At 64.3% G+C, this 19,402-nt stretch carries 19 protein-coding genes; 8 read left to right on the top strand and 11 right to left on the bottom strand.

Annotated elements, in window-relative coordinates; all coding sequences use genetic code 11:
- Position 1: 1 nt before the first annotated feature.
- From N6L26_RS05430 to N6L26_RS05410, 5 genes are all read right to left on the bottom strand, one after another.
- Positions 2 to 1,030: a DNA cytosine methyltransferase gene (locus N6L26_RS05430; RefSeq protein ID WP_263607028.1), complete on the bottom strand. Its 1,029-nt coding sequence runs from the start codon at positions 1,028 to 1,030 to the stop codon at positions 2 to 4.
- Positions 1,027 to 1,440: a very short patch repair endonuclease gene (locus tag N6L26_RS05425; protein WP_263607027.1), complete on the bottom strand. Its 414-nt coding sequence runs from the start codon at positions 1,438 to 1,440 to the stop codon at positions 1,027 to 1,029. Before N6L26_RS05425 ends, N6L26_RS05430 begins: the two co-directional genes overlap by 4 nt.
- Positions 1,441 to 1,645: 205 nt before the next feature.
- Positions 1,646 to 2,500, bottom strand: coding sequence for a hypothetical protein (locus N6L26_RS05420; RefSeq protein ID WP_263607026.1), 855 nt, complete (start codon positions 2,498 to 2,500; stop codon positions 1,646 to 1,648).
- 315 nt (positions 2,501 to 2,815) lie between these two features.
- Positions 2,816 to 4,081 carry a glutamate-5-semialdehyde dehydrogenase gene (locus tag N6L26_RS05415; RefSeq protein ID WP_263607025.1) on the bottom strand — a complete coding sequence of 422 codons (1,266 nt, stop codon included), beginning with the start codon at positions 4,079 to 4,081 and terminating at the stop codon, positions 2,816 to 2,818.
- Positions 4,082 to 4,125: 44 nt separating this feature from the next.
- Positions 4,126 to 4,893, bottom strand: a complete 768-nt coding sequence (locus N6L26_RS05410) for a pyrroline-5-carboxylate reductase family protein (protein ID WP_263607258.1) — start codon at positions 4,891 to 4,893, stop codon at positions 4,126 to 4,128.
- 229 nt (positions 4,894 to 5,122) lie between these two features.
- On the opposite strand from N6L26_RS05410, the gene proB reads away from it, so the two are divergent.
- Positions 5,123 to 6,271, top strand: a complete 1,149-nt coding sequence (gene proB / locus N6L26_RS05405) for a glutamate 5-kinase (protein WP_263607024.1) — start codon at positions 5,123 to 5,125, stop codon at positions 6,269 to 6,271.
- Positions 6,272 to 6,338: 67 nt separating this feature from the next.
- Positions 6,339 to 7,142, top strand: coding sequence for an outer membrane protein assembly factor BamD (locus tag N6L26_RS05400; RefSeq protein ID WP_263607023.1), 804 nt, complete (start codon positions 6,339 to 6,341; stop codon positions 7,140 to 7,142).
- A gap of 14 nt (positions 7,143 to 7,156) precedes the next feature.
- Here N6L26_RS05400 and N6L26_RS05395 read toward each other — a convergent pair whose 3' ends face one another.
- Positions 7,157 to 8,317: a sensor domain-containing diguanylate cyclase gene (locus N6L26_RS05395; RefSeq protein WP_263607022.1), complete on the bottom strand. Its 1,161-nt coding sequence runs from the start codon at positions 8,315 to 8,317 to the stop codon at positions 7,157 to 7,159.
- Positions 8,318 to 8,447: 130 nt separating this feature from the next.
- Here N6L26_RS05395 and recN point away from each other — a divergent pair, with 130 nt between their 5' ends.
- Genes recN through N6L26_RS05375 form a run of 4 tightly spaced genes read left to right on the top strand, consistent with a single transcriptional unit; the run spans position 8,448 to position 13,441 of the window.
- The gene (gene recN / locus N6L26_RS05390; protein WP_263607021.1) at positions 8,448 to 10,112 is read left to right on the top strand and encodes a DNA repair protein RecN; all 1,665 of its coding nucleotides are present in this window, start codon (positions 8,448 to 8,450) and stop codon (positions 10,110 to 10,112) included.
- Between the two features lie 11 nt (positions 10,113 to 10,123).
- Positions 10,124 to 10,756, top strand: coding sequence for a hypothetical protein (locus N6L26_RS05385; protein WP_263607020.1), 633 nt, complete (start codon positions 10,124 to 10,126; stop codon positions 10,754 to 10,756).
- Positions 10,753 to 12,948, top strand: a complete 2,196-nt coding sequence (gene ligA / locus N6L26_RS05380) for an NAD-dependent DNA ligase LigA (protein ID WP_263607019.1) — start codon at positions 10,753 to 10,755, stop codon at positions 12,946 to 12,948. The genes N6L26_RS05385 and ligA overlap by 4 nt, the downstream gene beginning before the upstream one ends.
- Before the next feature lies 1 nt (position 12,949).
- Entirely contained in the window at positions 12,950 to 13,441 is a 492-nt protein-coding gene (locus N6L26_RS05375; RefSeq protein ID WP_263607018.1) for a CinA family protein, read from the top strand.
- Here N6L26_RS05375 and N6L26_RS05370 read toward each other — a convergent pair whose 3' ends face one another.
- On the bottom strand, positions 13,442 to 14,113 hold the full coding sequence (locus N6L26_RS05370; protein WP_263607017.1) for an SDR family oxidoreductase: 672 nt from the start codon (positions 14,111 to 14,113) through the stop codon (positions 13,442 to 13,444).
- Between the two features lie 139 nt (positions 14,114 to 14,252).
- Between N6L26_RS05370 and N6L26_RS05365 the strand changes: the two genes are divergently transcribed.
- A complete protein-coding gene (locus tag N6L26_RS05365) occupies positions 14,253 to 15,722 on the top strand; it encodes an FAD-binding protein (protein WP_263607016.1) in 1,470 nt (489 codons plus the stop codon).
- Here N6L26_RS05365 and N6L26_RS05360 read toward each other — a convergent pair.
- Genes N6L26_RS05360 through N6L26_RS05345 form a run of 4 tightly spaced genes read right to left on the bottom strand, consistent with a single transcriptional unit; the run spans position 15,719 to position 18,905 of the window.
- Positions 15,719 to 16,402 (bottom strand): DUF2459 domain-containing protein, encoded by a 684-nt coding sequence (locus tag N6L26_RS05360; protein ID WP_263607015.1) that lies wholly within the window; start codon positions 16,400 to 16,402, stop codon positions 15,719 to 15,721. The two genes, N6L26_RS05365 and N6L26_RS05360, sit on opposite strands and share 4 nt — an antisense overlap.
- Positions 16,399 to 17,304: a 50S ribosomal protein L11 methyltransferase gene (locus N6L26_RS05355; RefSeq protein WP_263607014.1), complete on the bottom strand. Its 906-nt coding sequence runs from the start codon at positions 17,302 to 17,304 to the stop codon at positions 16,399 to 16,401. The genes N6L26_RS05360 and N6L26_RS05355 overlap by 4 nt, the downstream gene beginning before the upstream one ends.
- Entirely contained in the window at positions 17,297 to 18,205 is a 909-nt protein-coding gene (gene bla / locus N6L26_RS05350; protein WP_263607013.1) for a subclass B3 metallo-beta-lactamase, read from the bottom strand. The genes N6L26_RS05355 and bla overlap by 8 nt, the downstream gene beginning before the upstream one ends.
- Complete coding sequence (locus N6L26_RS05345; RefSeq protein ID WP_263607012.1) at positions 18,195 to 18,905, bottom strand: SDR family NAD(P)-dependent oxidoreductase; 711 nt, start codon at positions 18,903 to 18,905, stop codon at positions 18,195 to 18,197. The genes bla and N6L26_RS05345 overlap by 11 nt, the downstream gene beginning before the upstream one ends.
- Positions 18,906 to 19,013: 108 nt before the next feature.
- Here N6L26_RS05345 and sdhC point away from each other — a divergent pair, with 108 nt between their 5' ends.
- A complete protein-coding gene (gene sdhC / locus N6L26_RS05340) occupies positions 19,014 to 19,394 on the top strand; it encodes a succinate dehydrogenase, cytochrome b556 subunit (RefSeq protein ID WP_263607011.1) in 381 nt (126 codons plus the stop codon).
- The last annotated feature ends 8 nt before the right edge of the window (positions 19,395 to 19,402 follow it).

Raw genomic sequence — 19,402 nt, 5'->3', positions numbered from 1 at the left:
ATCAAAGCCCCACCAAAATTGTATTTCCAATCGCCCGCCCTAGTTCAACCGGCACGGCATTGCCAATCCAACGACCAACTTCCTTCATGCTCGGCTTCTCGTTAGTTGGGACGAATTCATAGCCCTCGGGAAACGATTGCAGGAGTGCAGCCTCTCGCAAGCTGATTGCTCGATCTTGTTCGGGATGGCCGAAGCGCCCATTCCCAAAGCCAAAGCATTGGGTTGTCATTGTGGGTGCCGGTTCGTCCCACATCATTCTGGCGTAAACACCCGGATAAGTCTTGCCACTCGCTCGTCGATGGCAGTCCGCGCGTAAGTCTTCCGGCCAGTCTCGCCACGTGCCTCCCGGCTTGGCAGCTTTCATCCGGCGCATGTTTAAGTCGGATAGCGATGATGATGTATGAAGCGGGTCGTTGGCGTGTTTTGCTCCCGCTTCGATTGGGGGAAGGTGTCCTATGGCCTCCCTGACCGTTCGGCCTACATTCTCAGCGGGGATCAGCGGCCCGATCTTTCGTCCACGGGCTGCTACAACAACCAACCGGCGGCGCTTCTGCGGCACGCCGAACAATTCGCATTTCGCGACGGTTACTCTCAACGGATAGCCCGCTTCATTCAAAATGTCTTTGAACATGCGAAACACGGAACCATCCTTATAGCGCAAAAGCGACGGCACGTTTTCCATCGTGACGAAGTCGGGTTGCACCTCGGCAGCCAATTCGGCGAATTTCCGCACCAGCCCCCATTGAGGGTCTTCGGCGTATCGCTGCTTGTATGTCGAAAACGGCTGACACGGCGCGCATCCTGCCAAAACGCTAGGCGCGTCGCCCGAATAGCGACCCATGATTTCGTACGCCGACATCTTACCGACGTCACGTTTGACGAATTCGCCTCCGTTGTTTGTCTCGAAGGCGTGCTTGCATCGCTCGTCCGTATCGTATCCGGCCAGTATCCTGCACCCGGCAAGCTTCAGGCCGTGGCTAAGGGCACCGACCCCGCAAAAGAGATCGACGACTTCTGGGCGCGCACTCATTGAGCGTCCCCCAAGAAATCCGCCAAACGTTCGGCGAGATTTCCCGACTTTTCGGCATCGCATTGCCACACGACCATCGTATCCCACCCCAGTTCGATCAAGTCGTTCACGTTATTATTGTCCCTAATCACGTTTTCGTCAAATTTCTTTTTCCAGAACTTAACGTTGGTCTTCGGCATCGTCGCTTTTTTACAATCATGGCGGTGCCAATAGCAGCCGTGGACGAAGATCACCTTTTTGCGCCCCGGAAACACCAAATCCGGGCTTCCCGGAAGATCGCGACGGTGCAACCTGAAGCGATAGCCCATCCTGTGTACGAGTCGGCGCACGATCAGCTCGGGCTTCGTATCCTTCCCACGAATACGAGACATCAAGCGGCTGCGGTCTTCCGGGCTGAGGTTGTCCACCATCGGGGCGCTAGTAGGTAAGAATGGGTAGCGGGGCGAGAGAGTCTTTTGTTTGCGCCCTCAAGCGCCGGGCGGGGCGCATCCGCGCCCCTTGGCTACGCGGCATAAGCCGCGGCGCGCGGTCGCGCTTGCACTCGGCTGCGCCTCGCGGTCTAGCGCCAGACCGGTGCGGGCTCAGCGAGCCGCAGGGTGTGTGAAAAGCTGGGGCTCAATCCCACCCGTCATCCTTGATCGTCCGGCAGCGAGGGCCGTCGTCTTCGGCAGGCTCCTCCGGCGCCTCCCACACACCCCTCTCCGGGGCCGGTAACGGCATCGCCTCGTCCACCTCGTCCCACCGCGCGTCGGGATCGTCATAGAGCTCATGCTCGGGGTCGTCGTAGCAGAGGTAGCCTTCCTCCTGGTCGAGCGCCTCCAGCCGCTTGTACTCCTCCCACGCCGCGCGGGTGCGGGGGCTTAGCTGGGCGTACCAGTTCTCGTAGCCCGCGTTCAGCTTGGTGTTGAGCGAACGCAGCGTTTCGGCCTCTTCCTCGCCCGCGCCGGCGTTGCGCTCGGCTTCCCATTCCTTGCGCCATTGCTTCTTGAGCCGCTCGGTCTCCATCTTGCCCACCGCGTTGAGGCCCTTGGGCTTGCCCTCCGCAAAACGCTCGGGCGCGCGGTTGCGCAGCATGAACATCAGCAGCCGGTCGTTATGCACCGTGCGGCTGCCGACCAGCTTGCCATAGGAATAGACCGGCACCTCGACCCCATTGAGCGCGCGGTCCATCGCGACATCTTCGATCCGCCGCATGCCGAGATCGAGCGCGACTTCCCACGCCTTGCGGAAGCTGGCGGCCTCGGGGTGGCGGCGCAGGAGATAGGCGCCGACCTCGGCGCGGCCGACGCGGCGGCAGGCGCTGGCGACGCTGCCGGTATCGGCCAGCGCCTCGATAAAGGCGCGCTGGACCTGCGGTTTCCAGCCGTTCGAGCGCTCGCGCAGGCGCGGGACGGGGGTGAAGTCGGGCAGCGTGCCGCGCGGGGTGTGGGGGTGTTGGGTGGGGGCGGTGTCGGGGTTCGGGTCGTCCATCTGCGGGGGTGGAGCAGATTTGGCGCGAGTAGGAAAACTTGGGGAGGGGAAGGGGGAGGGGGGAGTTTTTGCTTTTCGAACTCGCATCCGCGGGTTCGTCCTCGCTAGATGTGCAGCAAGCTGCACCCGCTGCGGGCGGGCGGTCGCCCTTGCCTCGCCTGCAGCTCGGGATCATCGCGACCCGCTATCCTACCGCGCGAGTCCCGTTCGCGACCAGCGAACGGCAAGGCCGACCGGCCGCCCGCAGGGGCCCGCAGGAGCGCAGCGACGGAGGAACAGCCCCGAGGATGCGGGTGCGCAAAGCGCAAACTGGGTTTACGGACGGATCTGGCCGTCGCCGTGGACGAGATATTTGAAGCTGCACAATTGTTCGAGGCCGACCGGCCCGCGCGCGTGCATCTTGCCCGTCGCAATGCCGATTTCCGCGCCCATGCCGAACTCGCCGCCATCGGCGAACTGCGTGCTGGCATTGTGCATCACGATCGCGCTGTCGATGCTGGTCATGAACTTGCGCGCGGCGTCGTCGTCCTCGGTGATGATCGCGTCGGTATGATGGCTCGAATGCGCTTCGACCCAGGCGATGCCTTCATCGAGACCGTCGACGATCTTTACGCTGGCGATCGGGTCGAGATACTCGGTATTCCAGTCTTCCTCGGTCGCCTGCTTCAAGCGATCGTCGATCGCCACAGCGTCGGCATCGCCGCGCAATTCGCAATCTGCGCCCATCGTGTCGGCGAACTTCGGGATGAAGTCTGCCGCCACCGCGCGGTCGACAACCACGCTTTCGGTCGCGCCGCACACGCCGGTACGGCGCAGCTTGGCATTGCGGATCACCTTGACCGCCTTGTCGAGATCGGCGGCGGAATGGACATAGCTGTGACAATTGCCGTCGAGGTGGAGCAACGTGGGCACGCTGGCCTGGTCGCGTACCAGTTCCACCAGGCCGCGCCCGCCGCGCGGGATCACCAGATCGACGAATTCATCGGCCTTGAGCAGCGCGGCGACGGCATTGCGGTCGGTCGTGCCGACGGTCTGCACCGCATCTTCGGGCAGGCCGGCAGCTTTGAGTCCGGCGCGCATGCAATCGACGATCACGCGCGTCGAATAGCGGCTTTCGCTGCCACCACGCAGGATCACCGCATTGCCCGATTTGAGGCACAGCGCGCTGGCATCGGCGCCGACATTGGGGCGCGATTCGTAAATCATGCCGATCACGCCAATGGGCACCGCGACGCGTTCGATGGTGAGGCCGTTGGGCCGCTCGAACGTCGCCAGCTGGCGGCCGACGGGGTCGGGCAGTTCGGCGATTTCCTCGAGCGCGCCGGCCATGCCTGCGATGCGATCTTCGGTCAGGCGCAGGCGATCGATGAAGCTTTCGGGCTTGCTGCCTTCGACGCTCTGTACATCCTTGGCATTGGCTTCGAGCAGGTCGGGCATGCGGTCACGCAGCGCCTTGGCGGCTTCGCGCAGCGCAGTGTTCTTCGCCTCGGTGCTGGCCGACAGCAGGCCGCGCGCGGCTTTACGTGCGCGCTGGCCAAGGTCGTGAATATGCAATTGGGGGTCGAGTGTCTGGTCGGTCATAGTGTCTCTCATCTATCTGGTTTCGGGGCGGGAGTCGCTGGCATTCAGCGTAGCTCGACCGCCCGGTCGTAGGCTGCCTGCAAAGTATCATGCAGGCGCTTGGAAAGGCCACCGTCTGCGTTGAGCGCGCCGAGACCGGCGGCGGTGGTGCCGCCCTTGCTGGTCACCGAATTGCGCAATTCCTCGAGGCTGGGGGCCGACGATTCGCTGGCCATGGCGATGGCCCCGCCAATGGTGCCGAGCACCATGTCGCGCGCCTCGTCCTCGTCGAAGCCCTGCGCCATCGCCGCTTCGGCATAGGCGCGGGCAATCTCGAAGACATAGCCGGGACCCGAACCCGCGACGGCGGTTACCTTGTCGAGCTTGTCTTCGCTGCTCACCGTGATGGTCGCGCCCGCGCGGCGCATGAACGCCTCGGCATGGGTGACATGGATCGAACTGGCATGTGGCCCGGGGCAGATGCCGCTGACGCCGCGGCCGATGGCTGCAGGAAGGTTGGGCATTGTGCGGATGACCGGCGCGTCACCCATCAGCTTGGACAGGCGCGTGCCCGAATAGCCAGCGGCGATCGAGAGGACGTAGCCCCCCGGCGCCAGATGCTCGATATAATCGGCCATGATGTCGTCGATCAGCTGCGGCTTCACGGCGGCGACGATGCAGTCGAATCGCTTGCCGGCAATCTGTTCGCGGTCGGTGACGAGGGTGACCTCTTCTGGCACGTCGCTGCCAGCGGGATCGACCACCGTGATCTTTTCGGGCCCTTCGACCCATTGCGAAAGTAAAGCGGAGCCCATTTTTCCGCATCCGACAATGCAAACAGTTTTTATAATGACTAAAATCCGTTTCCGAGCGCCTTGGCTCTTGTGTAATCTTGCACTTACTTGACTATAAAAAGAGCTTCCTAGAAGCTTACTGCTTTAACTATACCGAATACGATCCTATTCATGTTAGGTCGGTATTCTCAAAAAGACGGTTGTGCAGTGCACAACCACTATCTATATTGTGCTCGAGAAATTTCAAGCCTACGCAACATTCGAAAATATGACCCAAAAACGAAACGTCGTCGTCAAAATCGGTTCGGCTCTCCTCGCCAACCAACAGCTCCTAACTCCGCGTTATGGCTTCCTCCAGCGCCTGCTGGAAGACATTGCCCAACTGCGCGCAGAAGGTACCAATGTGATCCTGTGCTCGTCGGGCTCGGTCGCATTGGGCCTGCGCATCATCGGGGAAACGCCCGAAAGCGCCGGAGTATCCGATAAGCAGGCCGCTGCCGCATGCGGCATGCCGCTGCTGCTCAATGCCTATAAGCAGGTCGGGCACGAATTCGGCTTCGAGATTGCCCAGGTGCTGCTCACGTTGGGCGATTTCGAGGATCACCGCCGCTTCCTCAATACGCGCAACACTGTGCACCGCCTGCTCGAATCCAACGTGGTCCCGATCGTCAACGAGAACGACACCATCACCACCGAGGAAATTCGTGTCGGCGACAACGATCGGCTGGCGGCCAAGGTCGCGCAGATGGTCGGCGCGGACGATTTCGTGATTCTCACCGGCGTCGACGGTCTTTACGACCGCAATCCCGACGATCCCGAGGCGCAATTCGTGCCCGAGGTCGAGGATGTGAGCCTGTACATGGACGCGACCAAGGGCAAGAGCACGCTCGGCACGGGCGGGATGGAGACCAAGCTGCTCGCCGCCAACATGGCGCAGGAAGCAGGCGTCACCACCTGGATCGCGCAGGGCGAGGTGGATTACCCGGTTACCAGCGTGCTGGCACAGACGCGCCGCTCGACCAAGATTCTCCCGCACCCCAATCCGCTGTCGGGCTGGGATAGCTGGATCGCCAACCGCCTGCAGATGGCGGGCAGTCTGGTGATTTCCGATACCACCGCCTCGGGGCTGGGAGGCGATCGCCCGATCCGCCGCGGCGACGTGATCTCGATGACCGGCGATTTCTCGCGCGGGGACGTGCTCCATATCTACGACAGCAAGGGCATCGAACGCGCCCGCGGGCTGAGCGATTTCACCTCGGAGGAATTGCGCGTGCTGACGAGCAATCCGGATACGCAGGCCGAACAATTGCTCGGCTATCGCACCAAGGGCGAAGTGATCCGCAGCGCCAATCTGGTGATGCTCGAAAATCGCCATCTGTTGTGGGATGCACCCGAAGAAATTTCCAACGCGCACTAGCCCTCGGGGGACAGCGGCGCGAACTTCACTTGGCGTTCATCGGGACGCTGGTTATAGGCTGCTTCCCATGACAACCCAGACCCGCTCCACCCCCAAGCTCATCCTCGGCGCCGCGCTTGCGGGTGCGACGCTCCTCACCGCCGGATGTGCGGGCCGCGACAACGGCCCCCGCGACACCGCCTATGTCGCGCGCGACGTGGAAACGCTCTATTGGGAGGCCAAGCGCCGGCTCGACAATGGCCAGGCCGAAATGGCCGCCGCGCTGTTCGACGAGGTCGAGCGTCAGCATCCCTATTCGCCCTGGGCCCGCCGTGCGCAGCTGATGGGTTCGTTCAGCTATTACGTCGCGCAGGATTACAACAAGGCGATCCAGGCAGCGCAGCGCTTCCTGCAGATCCACCCGGGCAACAAGGACGCGCCCTACGCGTTCTACCTGATCGCGCTCAGCTATTACGAGCAGATCAGCGACATCCAGCGCGACCAGAAGATCACCGATCAGGCGCTGACCGCGCTCAACGAGATCAACCGCCGTTTCCCCAATAGCGATTACGCCGCCGATGCACGGCTCAAGATCGACCTGGTGCGCGATCACCTCGCGGGCAAGGAAATGGAGATCGGCCGTCATTACGAACGCTCGGGCAAGTGGATCGCGGCGCAAATCCGCTTCCAGAACGTGGTCGACAATTACGAGACCACCAGCCACGCGCCCGAAGCTCTGTACCGGCTGACCGAGACCAGCCTCGCGCTGGGGATTCCTGCCGAAGCGGTGAAATATGCCGCGGTGCTCGGTGCGAACTATCCGGGCAATGACTGGTACGACAAGGCGTATGAGCTGGTGGAGGATCACGCCGCGGGCGTAAAGCCCAGCTGATCGGGTCCGGCAGGTCAGGCCCGGCGTACGCGCGGGGCCTCGATCTGCGCGGCGGACGCCTCTTCCTCATCGAATGACATGACCCGGTTGCGACCTTCGTTCTTGGCGCGGTAGAGCGCGCGGTCGGCCTCGCCATAGAGCGCGGTCCAGTCCTCGGAACCGGTGACCACCGCATCCGCCACCCCGATACTCGCGGTGATCTGTTCGCCATGCGGCATGTAGGCGCCGCGGATTTCGCCCAGCACCTGCAGCGCGATCGCCGGGTCGAGCGCATCGGCGCTGGCGAGCAGCGCGAACTCCTCGCCCCCCAGCCGTGCGGCGCAGATCTCACCGCGCGCATGGATCACCAGCAGCGCTGCGAAGGCGCGCAGCACATCGTCACCCATATCATGCCCGAAGCGGTCGTTGATCGTCTTGAAGCGATCGATATCGACCACCATCAGCCGCACCGCGCGGCCGCGCTCGGCAAAGCACTCGAAATGCTCCATCAATGCGCGGCGGTTGGCGAGGCCGGTGAGCGGATCCTGCCGCGCCAGTTCGGCCGATCTGTAGCGTTCCTCGACCAGGCTCAGCAGCAAACGCTGGTGCCGCCGCATCAGCAGCAGCTGGAACCCCATCGCGATGATCACTGCGGCGGCCAGCACCGCGTCCATCAGCTGTCCCGTGCTCGCCAGCGCGGCGGCCACCGGGCCCAGCGTCACGAGCAGCACCGACAGGCCGATGCCGCGCACCGCCGTCAGGCAATAGCCGAGCATCAGCGCGCCGAGCGACATGATCGCGGGGTAGTATATCCGCATTTCCGCCGGTGCACTCGCCCAGCTGGCGATGCACCACGCACTGCCGACCGCGGCGGTGAGCAGGCACAGTTTCCACACCGTGGCGATGATCCGCCGCGCGTCCTGAGTGGTCGAGGCGTCGAATTCCATCGGCCGTGCGAGAAGGATCAGGCCGAGCGCCGCAAGCGCCAGCACCACCAGCGGCAAGCCATAGGCGACCATCGGTCCCGCACCCGGGCTCGCTCCGTAAGCGACGAGAGGCAGGCTGAGGATGAACCCGACGAACAGCAGCCGCGCCTGGCCTATCATGTGGCGGGCAGTGAGCACCGTGAAGTCGTCCCGCAGATGCGCGGGAATGCCCGGCCCGCCAAGGCCGTTCAGGATGCGTCGCCAAAACACCCGCCTGTCCTATTGTAGCATTTGCTAATTCGGCGTTTACGCATGGGCAAGATTTTGCCGCTGCAAAGCTTGTCGATTGCGCGCAAAGGCTTGCTGACTTGGCCCGCGGCAGCGGCTAACAGGGCGTTGCATGCTGACCCGGCTATCCATCCGCAATATCGTGCTGATCGAGGCGCTCGACCTTTCCTTCGGGCGCGGGCTGGGTGTGCTCACCGGCGAAACCGGCGCGGGCAAGTCGATCCTGCTCGACGCGCTGGGGCTGGTGCTGGGCAACCGCGCCGACAGCGGTCTGGTGCGCGGCGGCGAGGACAAGGCCAGCGTTTCGGCGACCTTCGACTTCCACACCCTCCCGCGCAGCCTGGCCGAATTGCTCGACGATGCGGATATCGAGCTGGAGAGTGGCGAACCGCTGATCGTGCGGCGCCAGCTCAAGCCCGACGGCAAGAGCCGCGCCTTCGTCAACGACCAGGCGGTCAGCGTTGCCCTGCTGCGCGACATGGCGGGCTTCCTCGTCGAACTCCACGGCCAGCACGACGATCGCGGGCTGGTCAATCCGCGCGGCCACCGTGTCTTGCTCGACCGGTTTGCCGGGGCCGATACCGCGCGGGTCGCCGAGGCGTGGAGCAAATGGCGCAGCGCCGAGGAGGCGCTGGCCGAAGCGCGCGGCGCGGTCGAAACCGCCAAGGCCGACCAGGATCTGTTGCTCGCGCATCTCGCCGAACTGACCGCGCTCGAACCGCAGGCGGGCGAAGAGGCGCGGCTCGCCGCAGCGCGCACCGACATGCAGAAGGGCGAGAAGCTGTCGGGCGATCTCGAGGAATTGCGGCATTTGTGGGAAGGCTCGGATTCGCCGCTCGCATCGCTGCGAGTGGCGGCGCGGCGGCTCGACCGGATCGCGCCCGAACATGCGCTGCTGGCTGAGGCGCTGGGCGCGCTCGACCGCGCGGTGATCGAAGCGGGCGAGGCGGAAGAAAAGCTGCAGGCCGCGGCCGAGGCGCTGGTCCACGATCCCGCCGCGCTCGATGCCGCCGAAACGCGCCTGTTCGAACTCCGCGCGCTGGCCCGCAAGCACCGCTGCGAAGTCGACGAATTGCCCGAGACGATGCGCGCCATGCGCAGCCGGCTCGAAAGCATCGAAGGCGGCGAGGCCGAACTCGATGCGCTTGAAGCGGCGGCCAAGGATGCCGGTGCCGGCTACCGCGCGGCGGCGGAGGCTTTGCACGCCAGCCGCCTTGCCGCGGCGCTGCGGCTGGACGAGGCGGTGACGCGCGAACTGGCGCCGCTCAAGCTCGACGCTGCGCGCTTCCGCACTGCGGTGACCGCTTTGCCCGAGGACAAATGGGGCGCCGCGGGCATGGACACCGTCGAATTCCTCATCGCCACCAATCCCGGCGCCGATTTCGCGCCGCTGACCAAGATTGCCAGCGGCGGCGAACTGTCGCGCTTCATCCTCGCGCTCAAGGTCGCGCTGGCGGAGCAGGGCGGGGCAGCGACAGTGATCTTCGACGAGATCGACCGCGGGGTCGGCGGCGCGGTCGCCAGCGCCATCGGCGAACGGCTCGCGCGGCTCTCGTCCGAAGGGCAATTGCTCGCCGTCACACACAGCCCGCAGGTCGCCGCGCGCGGCCGCATGCATTACATGATTGCCAAGTCGAGCGAGGGCACGGTGACCAAAACCGGCGTCGCTTTGCTCGACGAGGCGGGGCGGCAGGAAGAGATCGCGCGCATGCTCTCGGGCGCCGAGGTCACCCCCGAAGCCCGCGCACAGGCCGACCGGCTGCTGGAGGGTGTGTGAGGAAAGAAAATTTGGGTCTGAGAGAGGCCACGACAGAAGAACCCTTTGCGCCTCATCTTCGGCATTATTTGGACATGATGTACGAAATTAAGCGGCGCGATCACGTGATTGTAACGGTGATGCAACAGCCTCAGCGGCTTGTTTTTCTGCCTACCAAAGTCGACACGTGTTATCTTCAATTCAGAAAGATTCTTGAGCTAATCGCTTTCAGCGTTCTCGTGGCCAACCATGAGAATTTGAAGGGATTGAAGAGGGCTGGAGAGCGTGAATATCACGCCGACAAGGTCCTGCGCCGCATCGAGAAAGTTCATGGGAAAGCGTACCCTGAACCAGTTGAACAAGTCGAGCATGAGTCAGGCATTCCAGAATTTGTTACCAAGAAAGACGGATATTTGACACGATCCGATTTTCGCACGCTCTACGGGACTTCAGGCAATATTCTACATGCGACCAATCCATTCCGGAGCGAAGTTGATCTAGAAAAATATGAGGCGGATATCTCGGGATGGATTGCGAAGATCCGATTGTTGCTTTCGCGCCACGTGGCGCGGCTAGTTGGCGATGAGCATTTGTACCTTGTCCAAATGGCAGGTCCGGATTTGCATGATCGTCCCACTTTGACCGTGTTCAAACCGATTGAATGACCGTGGTAAATAGGTCCTACTTATCCGAAGCCGAAGCCGCCAATGAACTGATGCGGCTGGCGCGGCAGATCGCGCATCATGACCGGCTGTATCATGCCGAGGACGACCCCGAGATCAGCGATCCGGAATATGACGCGCTGGTGCGGCGCAATGCCGCGCTGGAGGCGGAATTTCCGCATCTGGTGCGCGCAGATTCGCCGAGCCGCAAGGTGGGCCACACCGCCACCACCTCGCCGCTGAGCAAGGTGACGCACGAGGTTCGCATGATGAGCCTCGACAATGCCTTCAACGCCGACGAGGTCGAGGAATGGGTCGCGCGCGTGCGGCGGTTCCTGTCGCTGTCCGAAGACGATCAGGTGGCATTTACGGCCGAGGACAAGATCGACGGCCTGTCGTGCTCGCTGCGTTACGAAAAGGGCAAGCTGGTGCGTGCGGCGACGCGCGGCGATGGGCAGGTGGGCGAGGATGTGACGCCCAATGTCGCGCATATTCCCGACATCCCGCAGCAGCTTGACGGCGATGCGCCCGAAGTCTTCGAGATTCGCGGCGAGGTCTATATGGGCCGCGCCGATTTCGAAGCGCTCAACATGCGGTTGATGGACGATGCGCGCGCTGCAGCAGACGAGAAGGGCGAGGCGCTCGACACGTCCAAGGTCCGCCAGTTCGCCAATCCGCGTAATGCTGCGGCGGGATCGCTGCGGCAGAAGGATGCGCAGGTGACCGCGCAGCGCCCGCTCAAGTTCTGGGCGCATGGCTGGGGTGCGGCTTCCGAAGTGCCGGGCGACACGCAGGAAGAGGTGGTCCGCGTGATCGAGCGCTGGGGCGTGCCCGTCTCGCCGCTGTTCGCGCGGTTCGACGATGCCGCAGCGATCCTCGCGCACTACGAAACGATAGCCGCGGCGCGGCCCGACTTGCCCTATGAAATCGACGGCGTGGTCTACAAGGTCGACCGGCTCGATTACCAGCAGCGGCTCGGCTTTGTCGCCAAGGCGCCGCGCTGGGCGCTGGCGCATAAATTCCCCGCCGAGCAGGCGCAGACTACACTCGAAAGCATCGATATCCAGGTTGGGCGTACCGGCAAGCTGACCCCGGTCGGCAGGCTTGCGCCGGTGCTGGTGGGCGGGGTGACGGTGACCAATGTCACGCTGCACAATCGCGACGAGATCGAACGGCTGGGCGTGCGCCCGGGCGACCGTGTGGTGGTGCAGCGCGCGGGCGACGTTATTCCACAGCTTGTGGATAACCTGACCCGCGACGAAACCCGCGAACCCTATGAATTTCCCGACCATTGTCCCGAATGCGGCAGCGAGGCGGTGGCCGAGGAGGGCGAGGTCGATGTGCGCTGCACAGGCGGTCTTATCTGTCCCGCGCAACGTACGGAAAGACTGAAACATTTCGTCTCCCGCGGCGCGCTCGACATCGACGGGCTGGGCGAGAAGACGATCGACCAGTTTTTCGCGCTGGGCTGGCTCGAAAGCCCCGCCGATATCTTCCTGCTCAAGCAGCGGCGCGAGGACATTTTGGCGCTCGAAGGATGGCAGGAACGGTCTGTGGACAACCTGTTGGCTTCGGTGGAAAACCGCCGACAGCCCGATGCCGCGCGGCTGCTGTTCGGGCTTGGCATCCGCCATGTCGGCGCGGTCACCGCGCGCGACCTGATGAAGGGTCTGGGCGATATCCGTCTGCTGCCGCGCAAGGCGGAGGAATTCGGCACTTATTGCCGCGAACATCCGCGCGGCGAGGACGAGAAGGAAAGCCCGTTCAACACCCGCATGGTCGAGGCGGTGAAGCGGATTTTCGAGGTCCGCACCGACGGCATCGGCATTGCGGTGGGCCATGCGCTGGCGGATTTCTTCCACGAGGAGCACAATCGCACCGTCTGGAATGACCTGATCGGCGCTGAGCCGGGCGAGGGCGTGGTCGAACCGGAACGCTATGAGGTGGAAACCCTCGCAAGCCCGGTCGGCGGCAAGACGGTGGTGTTCACCGGCAAGCTCGAGACGATGAGCCGCGACGAGGCCAAGGCACAGGCCGAGCGCCTGGGCGCCAAGGCCAGCGGCTCGGTCAGCGCGAAGACCGACCTGCTGGTCGCGGGACCGGGCGCTGGCAGCAAGCTCAAGAAGGCCGCCGAACTCGGGATCGAGGTGATCGACGAGGCCGGCTGGGCCGATATCGTGAAGGCGGCGGGCTGATATGCTGGACCAGACCCACGAACAGGCTGCGCGCATTGCCGATCTACTTCGCGCGCGGGGCGAGAAAATCGCCGTTGCCGATGGCGCGACCGGCGGGCTTATCGCCGCCTCGCTGCTGACGGTGCCCGGCGCGCTCGATTTTTTCGTCGGGGGCGGGGTGGTCTATTCCTTCCGCGCGCGTGATATATTGTTCGATCTTCCGCGCGAGGCGTATGCCGGGATGACCGGGGCAAGCGAGGATTATGCGCTGCTTCAGGCACGCGCGATCCGCGACAATTTCGGCGCACAATGGGGCGTCGCCGAAAGCGGCTCGGTCGGCGGATCGAGCCACCCCAGCGGCGCGCCCGCGGGGCGTAGCTGCGCGGCTGTGGTCGGCCCCGAGGGCTTCGAATTCACCCGCCTGACCGAGACCGGGCAGGGCGACCGGATCGCCAATATGGAAGCCTTTGCGCGCGCCGCCCTCCAGACGCTGGAAGACGCGCTGCGCGGCTGATCAGTCGCCGGGCATGATATGCACTTCCCGCACCACCGCGGTGGCGGGCTGCGACAGTGCGAACATCACCACGGCGGCAATGTCTTCGGGCTGGATTTTGTCGGGCTTGGGTTCGTCGAAGAAGGGTGTGTCGACCATGCCGGGGGTAATCACGGTGCAGCGGCCGCCCCATTCGCGCATTTCTTCTGCCAGATTGCCAGCGAAGCCCTGCACGAACCACTTGGTCGCGCCATAGACCGACCCCTTGAGATGATCGCGTCCGGCTTTCGAGCCGGTGACCACGAAATGTCCCTTGGTCTTGCGCAGATGCGGCAGCGTGGCATGCGCGGTGGCAAGTACGGCGAGGATATTGAGGTGGATCATGGCGTGCCATTCCTCAGGGTCGCCCTGTTCGATACCCGCGCTGGAGACGCCCTTGCCGGCATTGGCATAGACTGCATCGAGCCCGCCGAAATGCGCGACTGCCTGCGCGATGGCCCGGTCCAGTTCGTCACGCTGGGTCACATCGCACGGCAATGCGAGCGCGCTGTCGCCAATGTCTCCGGCGAGTTCCTCAAGCGTGTCCTTCGAGCGCGCGAGCAGCGCGACGTTCCAGCCCGCCTGTGCCGCAGCGCGGGCAGTGGCGGCGCCGATACCGGTCGAGGCGCCGGTGATGAGCAGCGTCTTGGTCATGAAGTCTCCTGATTCGAATGGCTCTCCAACAGCGCCCTGGCCGGACGGAGGTTCCGGTGCGTATTGTCGTTCCTGTCCTCGCTTCCGGGCGAGTGGCGGGTTATGACGCGCGCACAAGGGGTTGGCAGGGGGAAACGCCATGATCGGGTATTATCGTCGCTATTGCGAACGGCGCGCGGACGCGCGGGCCGTGGGCACCGATGGCAAACGCTGGATTCGCACGTGGATCAACGTCTTCCGGACCGAGACCGAAGCGCGCGTGCCGCAGGATGAGGCGCAGCTTGCCGCACTGATCTGCGAGGGCGAGTTCAGCTGCGTGGGCAAGTCGCATTCCTATAACGGGGTGCAGGTGGTCCCCAGCGTCACCGCGATGATGATGCGCGAGGGCGGGCTGACGACGTTGGCCTACGACCCGGCGAGCGAGACCGTGCGCGTGGGCGCCTCGGTCTCGGTGCGTGATCTCAAGGAGTATCTGCGCGACGAACATCGCCGCGGGCTGCACAATGCAGGCAATTACATGGAGCAATCGGTAATCGGCGCGCTGGCGACCGGCACCCACGGCTTCGGCCCGCGTGCGGTGATGGCCGATGCGATCGTCGAACTGACCTTCCTCGACGGCGCGGGACAGCGCGTCACGCTCAAGCGCGGCGATCCCGAATTCGCCTATGTCGCGCTGTCCTTCGGGACGATCGCGCCGATCGTGGAACTGGTGCTCGAGACCAAGCCGCTCGAATCCTACGTCTCGGTAAGCTCGATGAGCCGCCTGTCGAAGCTTGACGAGCTCAAGCAGGGCGCGCTTGCAGTGAACTGGGCGGTGATGCCCTATACCAACCCCGAAGACCCGGTGATCATGCTCCACGCGCTGGCGGAAACCGACCAGGCGGGGGCCATCGCCACGCACCCCAAGGCCAGCGGGGGCAGCGGCAAATTCGCCGCTTGGTTCCTGCGGCGCTATTACAAGCTCGACCGGTTCTTGCCCAAGCTGCGCCGCCCGATGCAGCGGTTCATCGACTGGCTCGACCTGAAGCAGAGCGAACGGGTGATAACCGATCCCGTTGATCTGGATTACCTCTACGATCCGCAGCCGGGGCTGAAGGAAAACCGCGCGCCGAGCATTACGCGCGGGCTCTTCTCGACCACCTATACCGGCTATAATCTCGCCTTCTTCGTCCCGCTGGAAAAAGCTCCGGCGGTGGTCAAGTTCATCATCCGCGAGGCCGATGCGCTGCGCGATCTCGGCTTCTTCCTCAAGGGGATCATCTCGGTGCGCGAAATGCCGGGCGAGGCGGGGCCGCATTTTGCAGCCAATGCCCGGCGCCCGATGGCCGCGATCGACCTGTTCGCCGATCCGCGCGATTATGCCTGGCTCGAACGGCTCCAGCGGCTGGTGATGCATTACGAACCCGACACGCGCCCGCATTTCGGCAAGAGCGCGCTGGGCCCCGAGTTCTGCAAGACGCTGGACAATGCGCATCTGGCGGAGCTGATGCGCATCCACCGCCGCTATTATCCGCAGGGCAAGCTGATGTTCTCCGAACGGGTGCGCGCGATGCTTGATGTCGGGCGCCCGGTGGCGGGCGTTCCCGCGGCGGATGCGGGGCTCGCTTAGCGAGCACCCCCTCGCAATTCATACGGAATCCAGCGCATCACGCCGCCCGCCAGCGGGGTCCAGCGACCGGTGCGGATACCGGCTTCGGCCAGCGTGTCGCTGGTCCACTGGTTGCAGGTGTTCCCCAGATGATAGGTGCCCGGCGCGTCGTAGAAGACGTCGTTGGCGTAATATCCGGGGTAGAATGTGCGCGCGGCGGGCGGGAGGACCTGGCGCTCGATCGCCGCGACCAGCCGGGCGTATTGCCCCCGGGTAATTCGCAGCGGGCGCATCGTGTCGCTCGGTGCGGGACGGGTGTAATGCGCGATATGGAGCAGGCTGTCGCCGCCCACCGCCGCGCCCAGGATCGTAGCAGGCGTGATATCGCCCCATGTGGGCGTGTTGAGGAACACCTCGCGCTCGCCCCAGCTGACCGAAACATGCGTATAGGGGCGAAAGGGCGCGCCGAGATCGCCCACGGGAAAGGCGGGCCGCCAATCCTTCTGCGCGGTGACCAGTGGCATGACGATCGCGGTATGCACACCATTGGTTTCGATCATGATCTCGACGCCCGTGTCGGGTTCGACCCAGTCGCCATTGCGCGGCAGCGCGCTGCCGATCCACGCGGCGAGGAGGAACAGCGTCAGCAGGATGAGCGGCACGGCGACCGCCCATGCGGTCCATTTCGCCGCGCGTTTCACCGCACGCGGCTTTTGCGCAGCCACAGGATCGACCAGTCACCGCGCACCAGCCGCCGCGCCAGCCGGAAGCCTTGCGCGCGGTAGGCACGGCGCACCCGCAGTTCCTGCGTCTCGAGCAGCCCGGCGAGCAGCAGGTTGCCGCCGGGCGCGATGGCCGCAGCGAAGGACGGCGCAAGTTCGACCAGCGGCCCGGCAAGGATGTTGGCGATGAACAGGTCGTAGGGGCCGCGCAGCGCCAGCAGCGGATCCTCCATCCCGTCGGCGATGACCATGGTCAGCTCGCCCGGACCGTGGCCTTCGCGGATAGCGTTGGTTGCCATGTTGTCGCGCACCACGCCTGCGCAGACCGGGTCGATATCCGATGCGGTCGCCCTGGCATGTGGCCACAGATGGATCGCGGCAAAGGCGAGCAGGCCGGTGCCGGTGCCGATATCGGCATGGTTGCGTGCCACAACGCCCTCGCGCTTCATGCGGTCGAGCATGGCGAGACAGCCTGCAGTGGTCTGGTGCTGCCCGGTCCCGAAGGCCTGGCTGGCCGGAACGATGAAATCGACCATTGCCGGATCGGCCGGATGTTCGGGCGTGCGGACATGGAACCGGCCCGCACGGATTGGATCGACGCCTTTCTGGCTCTCGGTCACCCAATCGGTATCGGGTAGCTTCTCGACCACGAAAGCGGGCGGTTTGCCTTCGAACAGGGTCGCTACGCGTTGCAGATCGGCGGATTTCGGTTGGCGATCGAGATAGACTTCGACGGTCCAGTCATCGGGCAGATGGTCGGCGACTTCCATTCCGGTCACCACCCATTCTACCGGCCAGTCCACCGCGTCCTCATGCGCGACCAGCGCGGCCCTGGCGACGGGTTTCGACACTTCGGCGAGGATCTTCCAGGCATCACCCATCGGTTTCCTCCGCCAGCCGCGCGTCGAGCCGGGCTTCCACTGCATGGGCATAGTCGGCGCAGGACATTCCGCCGATCAGCGAACCGCTGGCTGCGCGCGCGACCATGTCGCTGGCCGAGGGATGCGGTGTCAGCAGAAGGTCGCACTTTTGGTCACGCAGTCTTTGCAGGCCCGCGCGATAGGCGGCGACATAGTCGGGATGATCGCCGAAGCGGTAGTCGTCGCGGCTCACCGGCGAAAGCGAATCGGCATAGACGACGCCAATGCAGTCACCTGCCGCATCGCAGGAGTCCCATGCCCAGCTCAGCGCGCCCGGTGTATGCCCCGGCGTGGCGATCGCGGTCAGCGTCGCGGTTTCGCTGCGGACGGTCTCGCCACCACGCACCACGACATCGACCGCGACCGGTTCCAGCGGACCGTGCATGCCATATTGCGGATCGTCGGGATCGTCCTCGCCGCTGCGCAATACCGCGGCGGCGCGGGGCGAGGCGACCACATGCGCGCCGCTGGCCCGCTTGATCATCGCGTGTCCTGCGACATGGTCGAAATGCTCGTGGCTGTGCAGCAGGCTGGCGATCTCGTTGGGGCGAAAGCCGAGCTTGCCGATATTGTCGAGCACGACCCCGGTGCCCGCCACCGTCCCGCTGTCGATCAATATATGACCCTTTGCGCCCGCGACGAGGATAGCGGAAATACCGCACGTGCCGACATAGTAGATCGACCCATGGATGCGATAGGGCGGGGCGGGCTTGTCCCATTCGTCCCACTCGGAACAGGTCGCTGCCCATTGCTGCGGGGTAACCTGTTCGGGCTCCGGCAGCGGGGCAAGCGTCTGGATCGGCGGCGCGCAGGCGGATGCGAGCAGCGCCGCGGCGAGGGCGGGCAGTAATCTAGCGGACATAGCTGGCTCCATTGGCATCAAGCGTGGCGCCCGTCATGCTGGGCGGCGCATCAAGCGCGCAGAATTCTACAAGCCTGGCAATCTCTTCGGGCTCGGCCACGCGCCCCAACGGAATATCCGCGAGCAGGCCGGGCCCGCCGCGGCTGTCGAGGTAATCGCCCGCCATCGAGGTATCGGTAAAGCCGGGGGTGATGGCGAAGCTCAGGATATCCTCGCGCGCATATTGGCGGGCGATGGTCTTGTGCATCGCCAGCATCCCGCCCTTGCTCGCCGCATAATGCCAATGCGCGGGCGAATCGCCGCGGTGCCCTGCGCGGCTGGCGACATGGACGATCCGGCCCGCAGTGCCGCGTTCCTGCCAGTGCCTGACAGCAAACCGGCTGAGCTGCGCCGCTGCGGTCAGATTGATCCGCATGGTATCCTCCCATGCATCGAGCCAGGCGATGTCCGAGCGTTCGATCGGATTGGGATCGAACAGCCCGGCATTGTTGACCAGCACGTCGATCTGCCCGCCCGCCCGGGCGAGCGCGGCCTGCCACACCTCCTGCGGCGCGCCCGGTTCGCAGAAATCGGCCGGGATGGTGTCGATCGAGCTGCTCCGCGTGGCCTGGCCGATAACCTGGGCACCGCGGGCTTCGAGCGCGGTTTTCGCCGCTGCCCCGATCCCGCGGCTGGAGCCGGTAAGAAGAATACATGTCATGCACACCCTATTCGAAAAATTTGCGCAACTTGTCGAGGCCGCGCGCCTTGTCACACACGCCCATATCGCTAAGGGAAGCACTCCAATTGTCTCAACCGGAAGATGACCATGGCCAACCGCCCGATGGCGCCGCACCTGCAAATCTGGAAATGGGGCCCGCATATGGCGGTCTCGATCCTCCACCGCATGACAGGCGACGGCATGGCGCTGGTCGGTCTGGGCGTGCTGCTGTGGTGGCTGGGCGCGATGGCCGCGGGGCCGGAAGCCTATGGCCAGTTCGAAACCCTGATGGGTTCGCCGCTGGGGCTGGTGGTGCTGGTCGGCCTGTCGTGGGCGTTTTTCAGTCATATGATGAGCGGCCTGCGCCACTTCGTGCTCGATCTCGGGGCCGGCTATGAGCTCGACACGAACAAGACCTGGTCGATCCTCGCGCCGCTGCTCGGCATTCTTCTCACTGCGGGCTTCTGGGCCCTCATCCTGCTTCGCTAAAGGCTTAG

It is taken from the genome of Qipengyuania sp. SS22 (assembly GCF_025736935.1).
GTDB lineage: Bacteria > Pseudomonadota > Alphaproteobacteria > Sphingomonadales > Sphingomonadaceae > Qipengyuania.
This window is presented reverse-complemented; position numbering and strand designations above follow the sequence as displayed.

What these genes read in the sequence shown, in the direction of transcription:
- N6L26_RS05430 (WP_263607028.1), bottom strand. Translation starts at nt 1,030, where the DNA reads ATGAGTGCGCGCCCAGAAGTCGTCGATCTCTTTTGCGGGGTCGGTGCC.
- N6L26_RS05425 (WP_263607027.1), bottom strand. Translation starts at nt 1,440, where the DNA reads ATGGTGGACAACCTCAGCCCGGAAGACCGCAGCCGCTTGATGTCTCGT.
- N6L26_RS05420 (WP_263607026.1), bottom strand. Translation starts at nt 2,500, where the DNA reads ATGGACGACCCGAACCCCGACACCGCCCCCACCCAACACCCCCACACC.
- N6L26_RS05415 (WP_263607025.1), bottom strand. Translation starts at nt 4,081, where the DNA reads ATGACCGACCAGACACTCGACCCCCAATTGCATATTCACGACCTTGGC.
- proB (WP_263607024.1), top strand. Translation starts at nt 5,123, where the DNA reads ATGACCCAAAAACGAAACGTCGTCGTCAAAATCGGTTCGGCTCTCCTC.
- N6L26_RS05400 (WP_263607023.1), top strand. Translation starts at nt 6,339, where the DNA reads ATGACAACCCAGACCCGCTCCACCCCCAAGCTCATCCTCGGCGCCGCG.
- recN (WP_263607021.1), top strand. Translation starts at nt 8,448, where the DNA reads ATGCTGACCCGGCTATCCATCCGCAATATCGTGCTGATCGAGGCGCTC.
- ligA (WP_263607019.1), top strand. Translation starts at nt 10,753, where the DNA reads ATGACCGTGGTAAATAGGTCCTACTTATCCGAAGCCGAAGCCGCCAAT.
- N6L26_RS05375 (WP_263607018.1), top strand. Translation starts at nt 12,950, where the DNA reads ATGCTGGACCAGACCCACGAACAGGCTGCGCGCATTGCCGATCTACTT.
- N6L26_RS05370 (WP_263607017.1), bottom strand. Translation starts at nt 14,113, where the DNA reads ATGACCAAGACGCTGCTCATCACCGGCGCCTCGACCGGTATCGGCGCC.
- N6L26_RS05365 (WP_263607016.1), top strand. Translation starts at nt 14,253, where the DNA reads ATGATCGGGTATTATCGTCGCTATTGCGAACGGCGCGCGGACGCGCGG.
- N6L26_RS05355 (WP_263607014.1), bottom strand. Translation starts at nt 17,304, where the DNA reads ATGGGTGATGCCTGGAAGATCCTCGCCGAAGTGTCGAAACCCGTCGCC.
- bla (WP_263607013.1), bottom strand. Translation starts at nt 18,205, where the DNA reads ATGTCCGCTAGATTACTGCCCGCCCTCGCCGCGGCGCTGCTCGCATCC.
- N6L26_RS05345 (WP_263607012.1), bottom strand. Translation starts at nt 18,905, where the DNA reads ATGACATGTATTCTTCTTACCGGCTCCAGCCGCGGGATCGGGGCAGCG.
- sdhC (WP_263607011.1), top strand. Translation starts at nt 19,014, where the DNA reads ATGGCCAACCGCCCGATGGCGCCGCACCTGCAAATCTGGAAATGGGGC.